General features: G+C 75.4%; 17 protein-coding genes. 7 read left to right on the top strand and 10 right to left on the bottom strand.

Annotated features, from left to right (window positions below; genetic code table 11):
• Window positions 1–32: 32 nt before the first annotated feature.
• Genes ACH5AR_RS14340 through ACH5AR_RS14330 form a run of 3 tightly spaced genes read right to left on the bottom strand, consistent with a single transcriptional unit; the run spans window position 33 to window position 2,663 of the window.
• The gene (locus tag ACH5AR_RS14340) at window positions 33–722 is read right to left on the bottom strand and encodes a DUF1345 domain-containing protein (RefSeq protein ID WP_396301693.1); all 690 of its coding nucleotides are present in this window, start codon (window positions 720–722) and stop codon (window positions 33–35) included.
• Window positions 719–1,321: a phosphatase PAP2 family protein gene (locus ACH5AR_RS14335; protein ID WP_396301692.1), complete on the bottom strand. Its 603-nt coding sequence runs from the start codon at window positions 1,319–1,321 to the stop codon at window positions 719–721. Before ACH5AR_RS14335 ends, ACH5AR_RS14340 begins: the two co-directional genes overlap by 4 nt.
• Window positions 1,314–2,663 (bottom strand): diacylglycerol/lipid kinase family protein, encoded by a 1,350-nt coding sequence (locus tag ACH5AR_RS14330; RefSeq protein WP_396301956.1) that lies wholly within the window; start codon window positions 2,661–2,663, stop codon window positions 1,314–1,316. The genes ACH5AR_RS14335 and ACH5AR_RS14330 overlap by 8 nt, the downstream gene beginning before the upstream one ends.
• A gap of 676 nt (window positions 2,664–3,339) precedes the next feature.
• Between ACH5AR_RS14330 and ACH5AR_RS14325 the strand changes: the two genes are divergently transcribed.
• Window positions 3,340–3,621 carry a hypothetical protein gene (locus ACH5AR_RS14325; protein WP_396301691.1) on the top strand — a complete coding sequence of 94 codons (282 nt, stop codon included), beginning with the start codon at window positions 3,340–3,342 and terminating at the stop codon, window positions 3,619–3,621.
• Here the strand turns inward: ACH5AR_RS14325 and ACH5AR_RS14320 are convergent.
• Both ACH5AR_RS14320 and ACH5AR_RS14315 read right to left on the bottom strand, forming a co-directional pair.
• Window positions 3,602–4,699 carry a PP2C family protein-serine/threonine phosphatase gene (locus ACH5AR_RS14320; protein WP_396301690.1) on the bottom strand — a complete coding sequence of 366 codons (1,098 nt, stop codon included), beginning with the start codon at window positions 4,697–4,699 and terminating at the stop codon, window positions 3,602–3,604. The genes ACH5AR_RS14325 and ACH5AR_RS14320 overlap by 20 nt on opposite strands.
• A 157-nt stretch (window positions 4,700–4,856) precedes the next feature.
• Window positions 4,857–6,074: a cytochrome P450 gene (locus ACH5AR_RS14315; RefSeq protein WP_396301689.1), complete on the bottom strand. Its 1,218-nt coding sequence runs from the start codon at window positions 6,072–6,074 to the stop codon at window positions 4,857–4,859.
• A gap of 163 nt (window positions 6,075–6,237) precedes the next feature.
• Between ACH5AR_RS14315 and ACH5AR_RS14310 the strand changes: the two genes are divergently transcribed.
• A complete protein-coding gene (locus ACH5AR_RS14310) occupies window positions 6,238–6,594 on the top strand; it encodes an arsenate reductase family protein (RefSeq protein ID WP_396301688.1) in 357 nt (118 codons plus the stop codon).
• 61 nt (window positions 6,595–6,655) lie between these two features.
• On the opposite strand, the gene ACH5AR_RS14305 is transcribed toward ACH5AR_RS14310, so the two are convergent.
• Window positions 6,656–7,126 (bottom strand): pyridoxamine 5'-phosphate oxidase family protein, encoded by a 471-nt coding sequence (locus ACH5AR_RS14305; protein ID WP_396301687.1) that lies wholly within the window; start codon window positions 7,124–7,126, stop codon window positions 6,656–6,658.
• A gap of 110 nt (window positions 7,127–7,236) precedes the next feature.
• On the opposite strand from ACH5AR_RS14305, the gene ACH5AR_RS14300 reads away from it, so the two are divergent.
• The 4 genes from ACH5AR_RS14300 to ACH5AR_RS14285 all read left to right on the top strand — a co-directional run bounded on the left by ACH5AR_RS14300 (window position 7,237) and on the right by ACH5AR_RS14285 (window position 9,656).
• Window positions 7,237–7,785: a DUF1697 domain-containing protein gene (locus ACH5AR_RS14300; protein ID WP_396301686.1), complete on the top strand. Its 549-nt coding sequence runs from the start codon at window positions 7,237–7,239 to the stop codon at window positions 7,783–7,785.
• 135 nt (window positions 7,786–7,920) lie between these two features.
• Entirely contained in the window at window positions 7,921–8,484 is a 564-nt protein-coding gene (locus ACH5AR_RS14295) for an FHA domain-containing protein (protein ID WP_396301685.1), read from the top strand.
• Between the two features lie 117 nt (window positions 8,485–8,601).
• Window positions 8,602–8,979, top strand: coding sequence for a nuclear transport factor 2 family protein (locus ACH5AR_RS14290; protein WP_396301684.1), 378 nt, complete (start codon window positions 8,602–8,604; stop codon window positions 8,977–8,979).
• 89 nt (window positions 8,980–9,068) lie between these two features.
• Complete coding sequence (locus tag ACH5AR_RS14285) at window positions 9,069–9,656, top strand: DUF6891 domain-containing protein (protein ID WP_396301683.1); 588 nt, start codon at window positions 9,069–9,071, stop codon at window positions 9,654–9,656.
• Here the strand turns inward: ACH5AR_RS14285 and ACH5AR_RS14280 are convergent.
• From ACH5AR_RS14280 to ACH5AR_RS14270, 3 genes are all read right to left on the bottom strand, one after another.
• On the bottom strand, window positions 9,637–10,077 hold the full coding sequence (locus tag ACH5AR_RS14280) for a hypothetical protein (RefSeq protein ID WP_396301682.1): 441 nt from the start codon (window positions 10,075–10,077) through the stop codon (window positions 9,637–9,639). The two genes, ACH5AR_RS14285 and ACH5AR_RS14280, sit on opposite strands and share 20 nt — an antisense overlap.
• 237 nt (window positions 10,078–10,314) lie before the next feature.
• A complete protein-coding gene (locus ACH5AR_RS14275; protein WP_396301681.1) occupies window positions 10,315–11,175 on the bottom strand; it encodes a hemerythrin domain-containing protein in 861 nt (286 codons plus the stop codon).
• 277 nt (window positions 11,176–11,452) lie between these two features.
• On the bottom strand, window positions 11,453–12,505 hold the full coding sequence (locus ACH5AR_RS14270; RefSeq protein ID WP_396301680.1) for an alpha/beta hydrolase: 1,053 nt from the start codon (window positions 12,503–12,505) through the stop codon (window positions 11,453–11,455).
• A 386-nt stretch (window positions 12,506–12,891) separates the two neighbouring features.
• Between ACH5AR_RS14270 and ACH5AR_RS14265 the strand changes: the two genes are divergently transcribed.
• On the top strand, window positions 12,892–13,710 hold the full coding sequence (locus tag ACH5AR_RS14265) for an SDR family oxidoreductase (protein WP_396301679.1): 819 nt from the start codon (window positions 12,892–12,894) through the stop codon (window positions 13,708–13,710).
• A 96-nt stretch (window positions 13,711–13,806) separates the two neighbouring features.
• On the opposite strand, the gene ACH5AR_RS14260 is transcribed toward ACH5AR_RS14265, so the two are convergent.
• Window positions 13,807–15,561, bottom strand: coding sequence for a carbohydrate-binding module family 20 domain-containing protein (locus ACH5AR_RS14260; protein ID WP_396301955.1), 1,755 nt, complete (start codon window positions 15,559–15,561; stop codon window positions 13,807–13,809).
• Window positions 15,562–15,868: the final 307 nt, after the last annotated feature.

Raw genomic sequence — 15,868 nt, 5'->3', positions numbered from 1 at the left:
GCACGACGGATACGGCGCGGTGCCGAGCGGGGTCAGAGGCCGTTCAGGGCGGAGACGAGGCTCGCGACGGTGACGGTGTTGAAGACGAAGGCGATGAGGGAGTTGGCGGCCACCGTGCGGCGCATCTCCCGGGAGAGCACCATGACGTCGGTGGTCCCGAAGGTGGTCATCAGGGAGACGGCGAAGTACAGGTAGTCGAGCCAGGTCGGGGGGTGGCCGCCGGGGAACTCCAGGGCCCGTTCGTCCTCCACCAGGTTGTCGGCCTGGAAGGCGACCGCGAAGCAGACCGCCACGCAGGCCCAGGCGAGCACGACCAGGGCGAGGGCGACCAGCGCGCGGGGCACCGGGGCGAGGTCGGAGCCCAGGTGGCCGGGGCGCCAGACCATCGCGACGGCCATGGCGGCGGCCGCGATGACGATCGAGACGCCCGGGCAGGGGGCCGTTCCGAGCACGTAGCGCTGGAGCAGCGTGCCGCGCTCCGTGCGCCGGGCCCAGGTGCGCACCCGCTCGGCGGGGGCGGTGGAGAAGACCAGCGCGGTGATCGCGAAGTACGGCAGGAGGTAGGCGAGCAGCACCAGGACGCCCACGTCCGCGCCCGAGACCCGCCACCAGCCGTCGTCCAGGACGGACAGCAGCAGGGCCGTGCCCGTGGCGATCAGCAGGCTCGCGGCGGAACGGGGGCGTTCCGCGAGCCACCGGTCGCTTCCCGGGCTGGCGCTCACGCCGGGGGGCTCGACGGCGCGCCGCGGACGACGGCCAGGGAGACCACCGCGGCCGCGAAGCCCAGCAGCGCGCCGGCCGCGACGTCGCCCGGGTAGTGCACCCCGGTGTGGATGCGGGAGTAGCCGACCGCGGCCGCGAGGGCGCCGAGCGGCACCGCGAGCGGCGGCAGCAGCACGCCGACGGTGGTGGCGAAGGCCGTCGCCGAGGCGGTGTGCCCGGACGGGAAGGAGGCCGACGCCGGCATCCGCACCTGGCGCCCGACCACCACCCGGGCCACTTCCCGGTCGGGCCGGGCGCGGCGGACCAGCCGCTTGCCGACCAGGTTCGCCGTCACCGAGGCCAGGGCCACCGCGCCGACCCCGGCCACCGCGGCCTGCCGGGGGCGGCCGGGCCGCACGGCGAGGAGGGCGGCGACGGCCAGCGAGAGCTTCGAGTGGTCGGCGGCCCGGGAGAGCCGGCGCAGCGCGGTGTCCAGGGCCGGCGTGGGGGTCGCGGCGACGGCCGCGTAGACGGCGCCGTCCACCGCCCGCAGGTCGGTGAGCACCGCCTCGACGGCGCAGTCCGCGGACGGGGCGGGCTGGTGGGTCGGGTCAGTCACGGGTCGGCCCCTCCGTGGTTTGGTCGGTGCTCGGGTCGGTGCTCGGGTCGGAGCCCCGGTCGTTGCTCGGGTCGGGGCCCGGGTCCGCGGCCGGCGGGGAGTCGCGGTCGGTGCGGCCGAAGGCGAGGGCGGCCAGCCGGCGCCAGTCCACGGGCGGCGTGGGGGCGGGGACGCCCGGACGGTCGCGCGGCACCAGGACCCGCAGGGCCCGCGGGTGCAGCGTGCACACCACCGGTACCGGCATCCGCAGCGCCTCGCCGTCGACCGCCACCGGGATCTCCTCCTCGGCGGCGGTCACCTCGGCCCGCCGTGCCGTCAGCTCGGCCAGCCCGGTGGACCGGGTGCCGCGCACCACCAGGTCGGCGGCCTCCGCCGGGCCCTCCACCCGGATGGCCAGCACCCCGAGCCGGCCGCCGTCGAGCCGCGGGCGGCGGCCGCCGAGGCCGAGGTCGTCGGCCGAGCCGTACGGGTTGTTGCTGACCAGCACGGCCTGCTGCCCGCTGAGCAGGGCGGTGTCGACCCGGGCGTCGACCCGCCGCACGCCCTCGCCGACCAGCAGCTCCGGCAGCAGGCGCAGGGCGGTGCCGGTCTTGTCGTCGCGGTACCCGGGCTGCTGCACGACGTCGGCGTACACGCCGAAGGAGACGGTGTTGACGAAGGCCCGGCCGGCCACCTCGCCGAGGTCGACCCGCAGCTCCTCGCCGTCGGTCAGCGCCTCCAGCGCGCGGGCCGGGTCGGCGCGGTCGAGGCCGAGGTCCAGCGCGAAGTGGTTGCGGGTGCCGGCGGGGATCACCAGGAACGGCAGGCCCTGCTCGGCGGCGACGGCCGCGACCAGGGCCTGGGTGCCGTCGCCGCCCGCCACGCCGAGCAGGTCCGCTCCCCCGGCCGCGGCCTCGCGGGCCAGCGCGGCGACGTCGGCGGGCGCCCCGGGGTCGAGCAGGGCCACCCGGGCGCCGAGCTCCTCGGCCCGCTCGACCAGCCCGAAGCGGCCGACCTTCCCGCCGCCGGACGCGGGGTTCATGATCAGGAACGGCCGCTGCCGTCGGGGCACCGGGGTCGCCCGCATCGGCGGGACCGGGGCGGCCCGGCGCAGCGCCGCGCGGGCGAAGGCCAGCGCGGCGCCCCAGCACGCGACGATGACCAGGGCCGTCAGCCACAGCTGGTGGTGGGCGAAGACCACCAGCAGCCCGACCGGCGCCGCGAGGGCGACGAGCAGCCCGAAGACCCGGACCGCGCCGCGGTAGGCCAGGAACCACCAGACGCCGGCCGCCCAGACGACCAGCCCGAGCAGCCCCGCCAGGAGCACCGTCAGCCCGCGCTCCCCCAGCGCGACCAGCAGCATCCCGGCGGCGCCGGCCGCCGTCAGCAGGGCGCAGCGCGCGAGCAGCGGCGCGCCGGAGCCCGCGCGGGCGTCAGCCGTCCGTGTCCCGTCGATCTCGTCCTCCCGCGCCACGCCGTCCCCGCGCCGCGTCCCCTGGGCCCGGCCGGGCGCGGTCGTTGCCAGCAGCCTGCGCACTCCCGCCGCCGGAGGCATCCCCGGCAGGGCCGTCCGGATGACGGGACGGCGCCGGGCGGGCGGACGGACGGGGCCGATCCCGCGGGCAGACGGACGGGCAGACGAACAGCGGCCCGCAAACCGCCCGCCCGGCCCCGTCGGCCCGCTTGGACGGACCGCATGGGCAGCAGCACGACGACCACGCCGACGGTGGACGTGTCGGTGGACGGGGAGGCGGACGGGCCGATCCCCGGCCCGTACTCGATGGTGAGCTTCGGCGCGGTGGTCGCCGGGTGGCACGACCGGGAGGGGTTCCGGCGGCCGGGGCCGGGCGCGGCGGCGTTCTACCGGGAACTGCGGCCGATCAGCGCCGAGTACCTCCCGGAGGCGCCGGCGGTGTCCGGGCTGGACCGCGCGGCCCCGGAGACGGACGGGGCCGATCCCGCGGCGGCGGTGCGGGAGTTCGGCCGCTGGGTGGAGGGGGGTGCGCGGCGGCCCGGACGGGCGGCGGTACCGGCCGGTGATGGTGGGCTACCCCGGCGGGTACGACTGGCAGTTCCTCTCCTGGTGCCTCATGCGGTTCACCGGCTCCGGCCCGTTCGGGCACTCCGGCTGCCTGGCCGTGAAGAGGCTGTACGCGGCCCGCGCCGGGGTGCCGTTCGCCGGCATCGGGAAGCGGTCGACGCCGCCGGAGCTGCTGCCCGGCCTGCCGCACACCCACCACGCGCTGGACGACGCCCGGGAGCAGGCCGGGCTGTTCGCGAACCTCTGGGAGTGGGACGGGGCTACCGGGCGTCCGGGGTGAGCGCGAGGACGGCGAGGTCGTCGGCGAGCGGGCCGGCGTACCGGTGGACGTCCTGGGCGAGGAAGGAGACCACCCGCTCGGGGGCGGTGGTGCCGAGGGCGGCGAGGCGCGGGGCCAGCGGGTAGAAGGCGCCGGTGCTGTCGCGGGCCTCGCTGACGCCGTCGGTGTAGAGCAGGAGGGTGTGGCCCGGGGGCAGCGCCACCGCGACGGCCTTGCTGCGCTCGTCGGCGGGGCCGAGGTGGCCGAGGCCGAGCGGGAGCTCCTCGGCGCAGGAGACCGGGGCGATGCCCGCGCCGCCGAGGAGCAGCGGGGTGGTGTGGCCGCGGTTGACGATCTCCACGCAGTCCGAGCCGGGCCGGTACTGGAGCAGGACGGCGGTGACGAACAGTTCGTCGTCGCCGCGGTCGGCGGCGTCGCGCAGCACCGCGCGGTCCAGCTGGTCGGCGAGGTCGACCAGCCCGGGGGTGTCGTGCGAGGCCGCCCGGAAGGCGCCGAGCACGTCCGCGACGGTGCGGACCGCGCCCAGGCCCTTGCCCCGGACGTCGCCGAGCAGCACCCGCACGCCGAAGCGGGTCTCGCAGACCTCGTACAGGTCCCCGCCGACCAGGGTGTCGGCCCGGGCCGGGCGGTAGAGGCCGGCCACCCGCAGCCCGCCGGCCCGCTCGGGCACCGGGCGCAGCACGGTGCGCTGGAGGGTCTCGGCGACCGTCCGGGCCTGGAGCAGGTGGCGGTTCTGCCGGGTGCGCTGCCAGGACAGCGCGGTGCCCATGACGCCGGAGAGCAGGGTGGCGATGTAGACCCAGACGTGGTGCTGCTCGTCGACGTGGCCGGCGCGCAGGGCGAGGGCGAGCTGGAAGCCCAGTGAGCCGACCGTGGTGACGGCGGTCAGCACCGGGCCGTAGCTGAACGCGGCCACCACGGGCAGCGCGGTCAGCAGGAAGCCGGCCGCGACGGCGTCCGGGACGACGGCCTCGGCGACCAGGTCCAGCACCAGCAGGAGCACCGGCAGCCAGGGCACCCACCGCGGAACCCCGGGCTCCGGCGCCGCGGGGCGCGGCGGGCGGGGTGAGGTGGACACGGCGGGACCTCCCGGCAGGCGGCCGTTCCGGGCGATCAGTCCGAAATAGCCGGTTTGGTCCCTCCATGCTCTCCCACGGACGGCCCTGCCACGAACGGCCGAACGTCCCGGCTCCCGGGGCCGGAGGAGCCAGTCCCCCGGCCCCGGGGGCGCAGCGTCAGCGGACGGTCACCGGCAGGGTCTCGTAGCCGCGCAGCACCAGGCGGTCGCGCCGGGTCGGGACGCCGCCCGGGGCGAGCCGGGGGAAGCGGTCGAGCAGGGCGGGCACCGCGACCTCGGCCTCCAGCCGGGCCAGTTGGGAGCCCAGGCAGAAGTGGGTGCCGCCGCCGAAGCTGAGCGGCTGGCTGTCGGTGCGGGTCGGGTCGAACAGCTCGGGGCGCTCGTACCGGGCCGGGTCGTGGTTGGCCGAGCCGATCAGCAGGGTCACCGCGTGGCCGGCCGGGACCGGCAGGCCCTCGACGGACAGGCCCTCCTCCAGCGCGACCCGCCCGGTGGCCTGCACCGGGGAGTCGAAGCGCAGCACCTCGTCGGTGAAGCCGGCCGGGGTGACCGCGCCGCTGCGCAGCCCGGCGGCCGCCTCGGGGTGGCGGAACAGCAGGGCCAGGCCGTTGCCGAGCAGGTTGGTGGTGGTCTCGAAGCCGGCCACCAGCAGCAGCACCAGGTTGGCCAGCAGCTCCCGGGCGGAGAGCCGCTCGTCGTCGGCGGCGGCGATCCGGGCCAGGTCGGTGACCAGGTCGTCCTGGGGGCGGGCCAGGCGCTCGGCGGCCAGCTCGGTGAAGTACCCGGCCAGCTCGTCGGCTGCCGCGTCGGCGGCGGCCAGTTCGTCCAGGTCCTGGATGATCTCCAGCGCGACGGTCAGGTCGGAGGCGAGGTCCCGGAAGCGGTAGCGGTCCTGCTCGGGGACGCCGAGCAGCTCGCAGATCACCCCGACGGGCAGCCGGAAGGCGAAGGCGTCCATGAAGTCCACCGGCGAGCCGTCGGCGCCCTGCTCGGCCATCCCGTCCAGCAGCCGGCCGACCGCCGCCTCCACGGCCGGGCGCAGCGCGGCGACCCGGCGGGCGGTGAACACCGAGGCGATCAGCGAACGGACCCTGGGCTGGTCCGGGGCGTTGCGCTGGAGGATCGAGCGGCCGAACAGCGCGAGCGAGGAGTGCTCGGTGTACTCGGGGGCCAGGCCGGCCATCATCTCGGCGGTCGCGACGCCGAAGGCGGGCGTGCGCAGCACCCGGTTGACCGCCGCGTAGCCGCTCGCCACGAACATGCCCTCGCCGGCCGGGACCACCGGGCCCAGCTCCCGGGCCCGCGCGTACAGCGGGTACGGATCGGTCCTGACCTCCGTGGTCATCAGCTGTTCGATGATCGCCGCGCCGTCCATCCGGGGCTCCCCTCCCGAGACCGTGCTTCCTGTCCGGTCAACCGCCGGTGGGGGCGGCGGAGTTCCCGTACGGACCGGTCCGGGCGCGGCAGGTGCCGCGGCGGGGACATCCGGGCGCGGCGGGTGCCGCGGCGGGAACCGGCGGCTCGGTAGGGTGGCGGGCATGGAGATCTGGATCAACCCGCGGTGCAGCAAGTGCCGGACCGCGCTCGGTGAGCTGGACGCCGCCGGAGTCGAGTACACCGTGCGGCGCTACCTGGAGGAGCCGCCGACCGCCGCCGAACTGGTGCGGGTGCTGGAGCGCCTGGGCCTGGAGCCGTGGGACATCACCCGCACCGACGAGCAGGTCGCGAAGGACCTGGGGATGAAGGACTGGCCCCGGGAGGAGGGCTCGCGGGACCGCTGGATCGCGGCGCTCGCCGAGCACCCGATCCTGATCCAGCGCCCGATCATCACCGCGGACGACGGGCACGCCGTGGTGGCCCGCACCCCCGAGGCCGTCAAGTCCGTTCTGCCGTAGGGCCGGCGCGGCCCGGGCGGCCTCGATGGGCACCCCGGCCGCCCGGGCGGGCCCGGGCCGGTCAGTGGACCTGGATCCGCTCGACCGGCCCGCCCGGGTGCCAGTTGGACACCAGCAGGTGGCCGCCCTCCACGGTGGTGTGCACCACCTGGTCGAGCTCCAGCCGGAAGGCGTGGAACGGGCCGGGCGGCGGCTCGGGAAGGTCCCCGGCGAAGGCGGCGAGTTCGGTCTCGTCGGTGACCTCCACCGCCCGCCCGGAGACCTTGGAGTCCCCGCCCGCCATGGTCTCGTCCCCCGGGTGCGCGTGCAGCGCGAAGCGGGCGTCGCGCTGCAGGTCGCGGGCCTTGACCGCGCCGTGCATCGACCCGATCCACAGGTCGGCCCCGACGAACTCGACCTCCGTCCCGCTCACCCGGGGCGATCCGTCCCTGCGCAGCGTCGCCAGGACGTGGTGCTTGTTCGCCTCGAACCGGGCCCGGACCAGCGGCGCCAGGTCGGGGGCCTCGTGCTCGAAATCCTGCCAGGTAGCCATGGCGCCAGTCTGGCACCCGGCACCGACAACCGCCGTGCGGCCCAGGGCCGCGGGCCCGGTCGCGGACCGGTCTCCGGGCCGTTGTCGGTGGCCGGTGCCACACTGGCGGGGTGACGACCACGACCACGTACATCGCCTTCCTGCGCGCCGTCAACGTCGGCGGCCGGACGGTGCGGATGGAGCGGCTGCGGGAGCTCTTCGGCGAGCTCGGGCTGGGGAACGTCCGCTCCTACATCCAGAGCGGCAACGTCTTCTTCACCACCGCCGAGCCGGACCGCGCGGCGCTGACCGGGCGGATCGAGGAGCACCTGGAGCAGGCGCTCGGCTACCGGGTGCCGGTGCTGCTGCGCACGGTGGACGAGGTGGCCGCGCTGCTGGCCGCCGAGCCGTTCCGGGGCGTCGAGGTGACGCCGGACGTCCGGCTGGTCGTCGCCTTCCTCTCCGAGCCGCTGCCGGCCGCGCTCGCCCTCCCCTACCGCTCACCGAAGGGCGACGTCGAGGTGCTCGGCGCCGACCGGGGGGCGGCCTACGTCGTGGTCCGCCTCCAGGACGGCAAGTGGGTCACCAAGGACCTGTTCGGCAAGGCCTACCGGGGCGCGGTCACCTCGCGGTTCCTGCACACCACGGAGAAGATCCTGGCCGCCGCCCGCAGGAGCTGACGGCCCGTCCGCACGCCCCGAGGGCGCGGAACCGCCCGGCCGGGCGGGGCGTCTGGACTGCCGTGACGTACGAACCCCGCACCCGCGCGCCGCACGGCCTGGACAGCCGGAGCCGGCCGCGCCGACAATTCGGCCATGACGCCTCCTGAGTTGCCGACCGGCGCGGCCGGGCCGGCCGGCGCACTCCGGCCCTCCGACGCCGAGCGGGAGCGGGCCCTGGGGATGCTGCGGGACGGCGCGGGCAGCGGGCGGCTCTCGCACGAGACCTTCCTCGGCCGGATGGACGTCGTCCTGCGGGCCACCAGCCGCGGCGAGTTGGACGCGGCGGTGGCCGGGCTGCCGACCGGCGGGCCGGTCGAGCGCTTCGTGCTACGGACGGTCGGGCGGATCTCCGCGTTCGGCGACCGGCTGGGCCGGGCCTGGCGCACGGAGCGGCTGCCGGGCCTGAGCCTGCCGCAGGGCGGGGTGCGGCAGCTGACGATCGGCCGGCTGCCCGGCTCGGGGCTGCGGCTGCACGACGCCTCGGTGTCCCGGAACCACGCCGAGCTGCGGCACGAGCGGGACGGCTGGGTGCTGTACGACCTCGGCTCGACCAACGGCACCCACGTGAACGGGCGCCGGATCGCGGGCGGCGTGCCGGTCCGGCCCGGCGACCAGGTGCGGTTCGGGAACCTGGAGTTCAGGCTGGCCGCGTTCTGACCGGGTGCGGGCCCGGACCGATCGGGCCGGGCCCGGTGCTGCGCCGGGGATGGCGCACGGTGACCGGAAGGCGGCTCGCGGGACGAGCGCACGGGCAACGGCTGGTATGACTGGAGCATGCAGGAAGAGACGGCACGCTCCGCGATCGACACGTTCATCTCCGCGTTCAACGCCTCGGACGACAGCTATGTGACTGCCCTGCTCTCCCGGGCCCTGACCTCGGACGTGGTCTTCTGGGGGCCGCTCGGCCGCAGCGAGGGGATCGCGGCGGTCGAGCGGTTCGTGCTGGACATCCGGCACCACCCCGCGGGGACCGGCACGATGGAGCGCTGCTCGGCGGTGGACATGCCCGACGAGTGGGCCCGGTACCAGTGGGCCTTCACCATGCCGGACGGAGGCCCCCACCTGACCGGGACGGACGTCGTTCACCTGCGACGGAGCCTCATCGACCAGCTCATCGTCTTCGCGGGGGAGATGGAGCCGGCCGCCCCCTGAGTCGGCCCCGCCCCGGAGCCTGCCCCGCCCCCGGAGCCGGCCTCCTGCCGCCGTCCGGGAGTGTCGGTGGCGGGTGCGAGGATGCCGCCATGACCGAGCAGACCACCCCCGACGTGCTGCACGCGGCCCAGGAGCTGGCACGCGGGTTGATCCGGTGCGGCTTCCAGGAGCCGGACGAGATAGCCGAGTCCCTGGTCGAGGCCTTCGACGACCAGGGACTGGCGCAGGAGGAGGCGGAGCGGATCGTCGCTCCGCTGTGGACGGCGCGGCTGGCCGAGCAGGCTTCCTGGCCGGAGACGACCGACGTGGACCTGCTGGCGGACGCCTTCGACGCGCTGGAGGAGCAGGGCATCGTCGCGGCGATGGACTTCACCTGCTGCGCGGGCTGCGGCTACGCGGAGATCGGCGGCGAGGCCGGGGAGGACTCCGTCGGCTTCGTCTTCTTCCACCGGCAGGACACCGAGGCGGCGGCCGCCGGGCGGGGGCTGATGCTGCGCTACGGCGGGTTCCGCGCCGGGGAGGAGGCGGGCGAGGTCTCGGAGCGCCGGACGGTGGAGGTCGGTCGGGCGGTGGTCGCCGCGCTGGAGGCGGTCGGGCTCGACGCGCAGTGGGACGGCTCGCCGCACACGACGATCCGGGTCGCCCCGCTGGAGTGGCTCAACCGCCTGCCGCAGTAGCCCCGGGCGGCGGGGCCGGGCGGGCCCGCTCGACGTGCACCTCGGCGTAGTGGTCGCCCCTGTTCGCCTTGCGCAGGGTGACCCTCACTCCCCCGACGGAGGTCTCGGTGCCCTTGGCGGCCGTCCTGCGGCTGTCGCCGATGGTCACCTCGGCCGAGTCGTCGGTGATCCCGCCGACGGTCATCGTCATCGGGTTGTCGCCGCCGAAGACCTTGACGGTCTTGGTGCCGTCGGCCCCGTCGGTCTTGATCCCGACGGTGCACTTGTAGTCGTCCAGGCAGAGGGCCACGCCGCCCTCGCAGGCGGTCAGCCCGGCGCCGAGCACCAGGACGGCGCCGGCGGCCAGGAGGGCGGGGCCGCGCCGGAACCGCGGGCGATGGCGGGTGCGGTACGGGTGGGAGGTGCTGCGCGCTGTGGTCATGCCGTCGACGGTAGGGCGGCGGGCGCGGCCCGCCATCGACCGCCGGCGTGACGCCTCCCCTGGTCCGGCCCGGAGCCGCAGGGGCTGTCGCCCCCGAGAGCGCTGGTTCGAATCCCCTAGGGGGAACGGTGAGTTGGCGCGGCGCCCCAGCCATCGGAAGCTGCCGTCATATGCCGGAGGCCCGTGCCGGAGGCGTATGCCACGCGCGTAGATCAACGCCCGCGAAAAGGCCGCCCCTCAGTCGGCGACGCCCCCCAGGCCGAGCCCACCGAAACCGGGGCCGGTGCCGGAGCCGGTGCCGAGCCCCGCGCCGGGGCCGAAGGCGGTGTCCTCGGCCGGGCCGTCCACCGGGCCCCACAGCGGCGAGGTGCAGCGCTGGTAGGTCGCGTGCCAGTGCGGCCAGTTGCGGGCCACGTCGTCGTCGCACTCGGCCAGCAGCCGCTCGACCAGCGCCGGCTCCACGCCCTCCAGCAGCCAGGCCAGCGCGTCCGCCAGGCCCGGCCCCTCGGCCAGCCGCAGCAGGTCCAGCAGCTCGCCGAGCCCGCCGAGCCGGGAGCCCTCGGCGACCACCCGCTCCATCCGGGGCAGCAGTTGCCGCTCCTCGATCCGCAGGTGGGTCTCCAGCCGGGCCGCCAGGTCCTCCACCGCGTAGGCGACCGGCCAGGCGCTGCCGGTGTCCCGGCTGGCGATCCGCACCAGCGTGGTGACCCGGGTGAAGGAGTGGTCCAGGTTGTGGTGGTCGTCCTCCAGCCAGTTGAGCAGCAGCCGCAGCTCGGGCGCGAAGCGGCGCACGATCGGCCAGAGCCGGCTGTCCTGCTGCTCGTGGTGGCAGGTGAGCATCGCGGTGACGAAGTTCCAGTGCCGCAGCAGCGCCTCGCCCTGGTGGTCCTCGCCGGGCTGGAGCAGCCGCAGCGCGGTGGGCAGCCGGGCGAGGTCCCGGCGCAGCGCGGCGTGCACCAGGCGCAGCCCGGCGAACCGGAGGGTGGCCGGCTCGTCGTCCGCGGCCCGGCCGTACGCGTCCGCGCCCAGCGGGTCGGCTCCGGGCTGGCCCTGCGCGGGCACGGTGGGGAGGGGCTGGGGCACCAGATGGATCGGCATCGGACTCTCTTCACGGCTTGGGGCACGGCGGGTGGCGGCGGCCGGTGGAGGACCGCCCCCAGCCAAGGTGCTCGCAGTCGATCAGAAGGGAATCAATGTCCGATTGACGCGCAGGTCACGGGCTTGCGAACGACGGGGCCCGACGGCGCCCCGAGCCCCGCCCGAACCCGCCCGGAAACGGCGCCGCCGGCGCCGGGAGCGCGAACGCGTCCGGGCACCGGCGACGGTGGCAGAAGTGGGGCGGGGGCAGGACGGCGGTGCCGGTTCCCCGCGGGCCTCAGTCCGCCGCCGGCCCCGCCAGGTGGGCGGTGAGCCACACCAGGGTGTCCGGGATCATCTTCTTGAAGTCCGAGGTGAGGTGCTTGCCGCCGGGCTGCTCGTGGTACTGGAGGCTCACCGGCGGCACCGCCTTCTCCACCCAGGACTTGACCACCTTGGTCTCGTACGGGTTGGCGCCGCCCGCGGTGACCAGCATGCTCACGTCCGCCTTGCCCTGGGTGACCAGCACGTCCGGGTTGTTGGCGGCCCGCTCGGCGTCGTGGCCCTTCCACAGCCCCGAGTCCGGGATGAAGTAGCCGTCGATCGGCACCGCGGCCTTGTAGACCTGCGGGTACTGGAGGGCGAGCTTGGCGCTGCAGAAGCCGCCGGTGGAGGCGCCCATCACGCCCCAGCCGTCGCGGCCCTTCAGGGTGCGGAAGTTGGCGCGGACGAAGTCCGGGATGTCCTCGGCCATCCAGGTCGCCATCTTGGGCTGGCCCGGGATGTCGGAGCAGTCCAGCGCGTTCTTCTCGTCGCCGTTGAAGTTCTGCACCGGCATGATCATGATGAACGGGTGGGACTTGCCCTCCTTGACCAGCCGCTCGTTCTCCTCCTGGATCGGCAGCTGGTTGTCGGTCCAGGTGTTGTAGCCGTTGCTCTGGCCGCCCGCGAACAGGGTGAGCACGGGGAAGCCCGTCCTGGCGTACTTGGGGTCGTTGTACTCGGGCGGGAGCCAGACCCAGACCTGGCCGGTGACGCCGGACTTCGCGCCGGTCACCTTGGTCATCATGATCGGGCCGGCGGCGGTGTCCCGCGACTTGCTGAGGGCGGCGGCGGGCCCGGTGGGCATCAGCACCTTGCCGGCGGCGGCCGGGGTCGCGCTGCCGGTCGTCCCGGGGGTGGCACCCGTGGCGCTCGGGCTGCCCGCGGGGCTGCTGCCCGCCGTGGTGGCGCTCGCCGTGGCGCCCCCCTTCCCACCGCCGGAACTCCCGCAGGCCGCGAGCGAGGCGGCCAGGGCGAGCACGGCGGCGCCGGACAGGACGGCGCGGGAACGGGACGACTGCCTAAGCACGGTGAGGACTCTCCGACCGATCTCGCGCCCGGTCCTTCTGACCGGGCGGCGGCCCCCCGGTGGGGCCGGACAGGACCGGGGGCACGGCATGGACGGGGCCCCCGGAATGACGGCGCGCTACCCCGCACCGGGGTGCGCCTTCCTGCGATCTTATGACGAGGGCCGGGGCGGCCCGGTTGCGCGGTGGCCACCGGAAATCCAATGTTTGTTCGCGATCGGGTAAAAGCCTCCACCGGGCCCGCCGGTCGGCGGGGGCCGGTCGGCGGGGGTGAGCGCCGGGGGCCGGCCGAGGCGTCCGGATTGTGGTGGCTTCGACCGGTGACGGCGGCCCGCGGATCCGCGACGATCTTCGGGGCCGACCGGGAACAGCCATCGAGGAGGGCGCCATGACCCAGCAGACCCCCGACCAGCACGCCAACGACCAGCACGCCAACGACCAGCACGCCACCGACCGGCAGGCCACCGGCCCGCGGATCGCCGTGGTCACCGGAGCCGGCAGCGGCGTCGGCCGGGCCGTGGCGGTCGAGCTGGCCGCGGCCGGCTGGCGGACGGTACTGGCCGGCCGCCGGCCCGGGCCGCTGCGGGAGACCGCCCGGCTCTGCGCCGCCCCGGCCGACGCGGTGCCCACCGACGTCACCGACCCGGCCGCGGTGGACGCGCTGTTCGCCGCGGCCGTCGGGCGCCACGGCCGGGTGGACCTGCTGTTCAACAACGCCGGTGCCTTCGGCCCGGCCGTCCCGGTGGACGAGCTGGCGGTCGAGGACTGGCGGGCCGTGGTCGACCTCAACCTGACCGGCGCCTTCCTGTGCGCCCGGGCCGCGTTCCGGCAGATGAAGGCCCAGGATCCGCAGGGCGGCCGCATCATCAACAACGGCTCCGTCTCCGCGCACGTCCCGCGCCCGCACTCGATCGCCTACACCGCGACCAAGCACGCCGTGACCGGCCTGACCAGGTCCCTGTCGCTGGACGGCCGCCCGTACCGGATCGCCTGCGGGCAGATCGACATCGGCAACGCGGCGACCGACATGACGGCGGCGATGGGCGCGGGCGTGCGGCAGGCGGACGGCCGGATCGCCGCCGAGCCGACCATGGACGTGGCCGACGTGGCGCGCACCGTACGGCACATGGCCGGGCTGCCGCTGGAGGCCAACGTGCAGTTCGCCACCGTGCTGGCGACCGCCATGCCCTACATCGGACGGGGCTGACCGCCCGGCCACGCCCCCGGCGGCGCCCCCGCGCAACCGGCCGGGTCCCCGTCGGCACGCCCGACGGGGATCCGGCACGGCCCGCCTGCCCGCGCCTCACGGCCGCCAGGTGTCGTTGAGTGCGACCACCCCGCCCGAGGGCACCGTCGCCGTCCGGTTGGCGCCGGACTCCCAGGTCACCGCGCCGCTCGCGTCCTTGCGCACGTACTTGTACTGGAAGGACGTGCCGGCCGGCAGCGACAGCGCCAGCGACCAGACCGGGTAGCCCGCCGAGGAGAGCGGCAGCGCCTTCGCCGGGTCCCAGCCGCCGAGCGCCGCCGCGTCGCCGACCACGTAGACGTCCTGCCCGGGCGAGGTGGTCGCGTTGACGTTGAAGGAGGCGCCGGAGACGGCCGTACCGGGCCGGACGTACAGCGCGACCGCGTCGCCCGCGCCGACCGTCGCGGTGAACTGCCCGTTCGCGCCGACCTGGTACGTCGGGCCGGTGCAGCCGCCGCCGGCCTGCGGGTCCCCGTGCTGGACGTCGCAGTAGGTGCCGGCGGGCAGCCCGGTCTGGAAGGTCCGGGTGATCGCGCCGCTCTCATGGTTGATCGCCAGGTAGCCCCGGTTGCCGCGGCCGAAGGCGATCGCGTTGCCGCCGTCGGACCACCAGTCGGTCACCCCGGTGCCCGCCACCGCGGTGCGGAAGCCGACCATGTTGGCGATCTGCCGCCAGGCGTGGGTGCAGTTCCACCCGTCCTGGTAGCAGGCGTTGACGGTGCCGCCGTTCGGCGGGCCGTCGTCCTTGTTGGTGAAGGAGTAGCCGGAGTAGACGTTGGGGGCGCCGTACGGGGAGGCCAGCAGGAAGACGTTGGCGAGCGTGTAGGTGTTGCCGTAGCCCGCGTTGAGGGTCGAGCCGTTGCGCTCGGTGTCCCAGTTGTCGACGAAGGTGCGCGCCTGGCCGCTCGGCAGGTACCCCCAGGAGGCGCCCCAGCCGCTGAGGTCGGCGAGCTTGCCGGTGGTGAACACCCGCTTGAGGTCGGTGCCGACCCGGAACTCGTCCAGGTCGCCGGTGCCGGTGTACTCGGTGGGCTGGATCGGCTCGCCGGCGCCGTAGATGACCTCCTGGACCCAGTACGCCCCGGGGTCGGCCGTCCTGGCCCTGATCGCGGCGAGGTCGGCGGCGGCGATGTGCTTGGCGGCGTCGATCCGGTAGCCGTCGACGCCGAGCGAGGCCAGGTCGTCCAGGTAGTGCGCGATGGTGCTCCGGACGTACGCGCTGCCGGTGTCCAGGTCGGAGAGGCTCTCCAGCTCGCAGTTCTGGACGTCGGCGCGGTCCTGGTAGTTGGTGATCGGCTGCCGGCAGCCGTGGAAGTCCTGGGTCTGGTACGTGCCGGGGTAGTCGTACTTGGTGTACGCGGTGCCGCCGGTGCCGGTGCCCGAGCCGGCCGACATGTGGTTGACGACCGCGTCGGCGATCACCTTGACCCCGGCCGCGTGGCAGGCGGTGACCATGTTCCGGAAGGACGTCCGGTCGCCGAGCCGTCCGGCGATCCGGTAGCTGACCGGCTGGTAGGAGGTCCACCACTGCGGGCCCTGGATGTGCTCCTGCGGCGGGGAGACCTCCACGAAGCCGTAGCCCTTGGGCCCGAGGGTGGAGGTGCAGGCCTGGGCGACGGAGTCGAAGCGCCACTCGAAGAGGGTGGCGGTGACGTCCTTCCCGTTGTCGGCGGGCGGGGAGGCCTGGGCGGCGGGGGCGCCGAGGAAGGTGCCGAGCGAGAGCGCGAGCGCCGCCGAAGCGGCGAGCGCACCGGCCGAACGGGCGGGCCGCCGGGTGCGGGTGGGGCCGGACCGACGGGCGGGCGCGGGCAGGCGGGCGGGGGCGGTGGTGACCACGTCGTCTCCTGGGGGTGGCTGGGGTGGGGCAGCCGGAGGTGAAGTCTGCAGGAAGTTTCAGCAACTTGCCGGAAACTTGCAGCGCCGAACCTAGGGCCACCCGCGGGGGCCGTCAAGAGAGAGCACGACAAGGGCCCGGCGGCCGTAGCCGCCGGGCCCCTCACCTGTCCTGGTTCACCGGCCCCTCAGCGGGAGCCGGCCGGGCTCAGCCGGTCTGGACGGAGGTGTCGTCGATCACGAAGCTGGTCTGGAGCGAGGCGTCCTCGGTCCCGGCGAACTTCAC

Origin of the sequence: Kitasatospora sp. NPDC018619 (assembly GCF_044391605.1) — a bacterium.
Classification (GTDB): domain Bacteria; phylum Actinomycetota; class Actinomycetes; order Streptomycetales; family Streptomycetaceae; genus Kitasatospora.
This window is presented reverse-complemented; position numbering and strand designations above follow the sequence as displayed.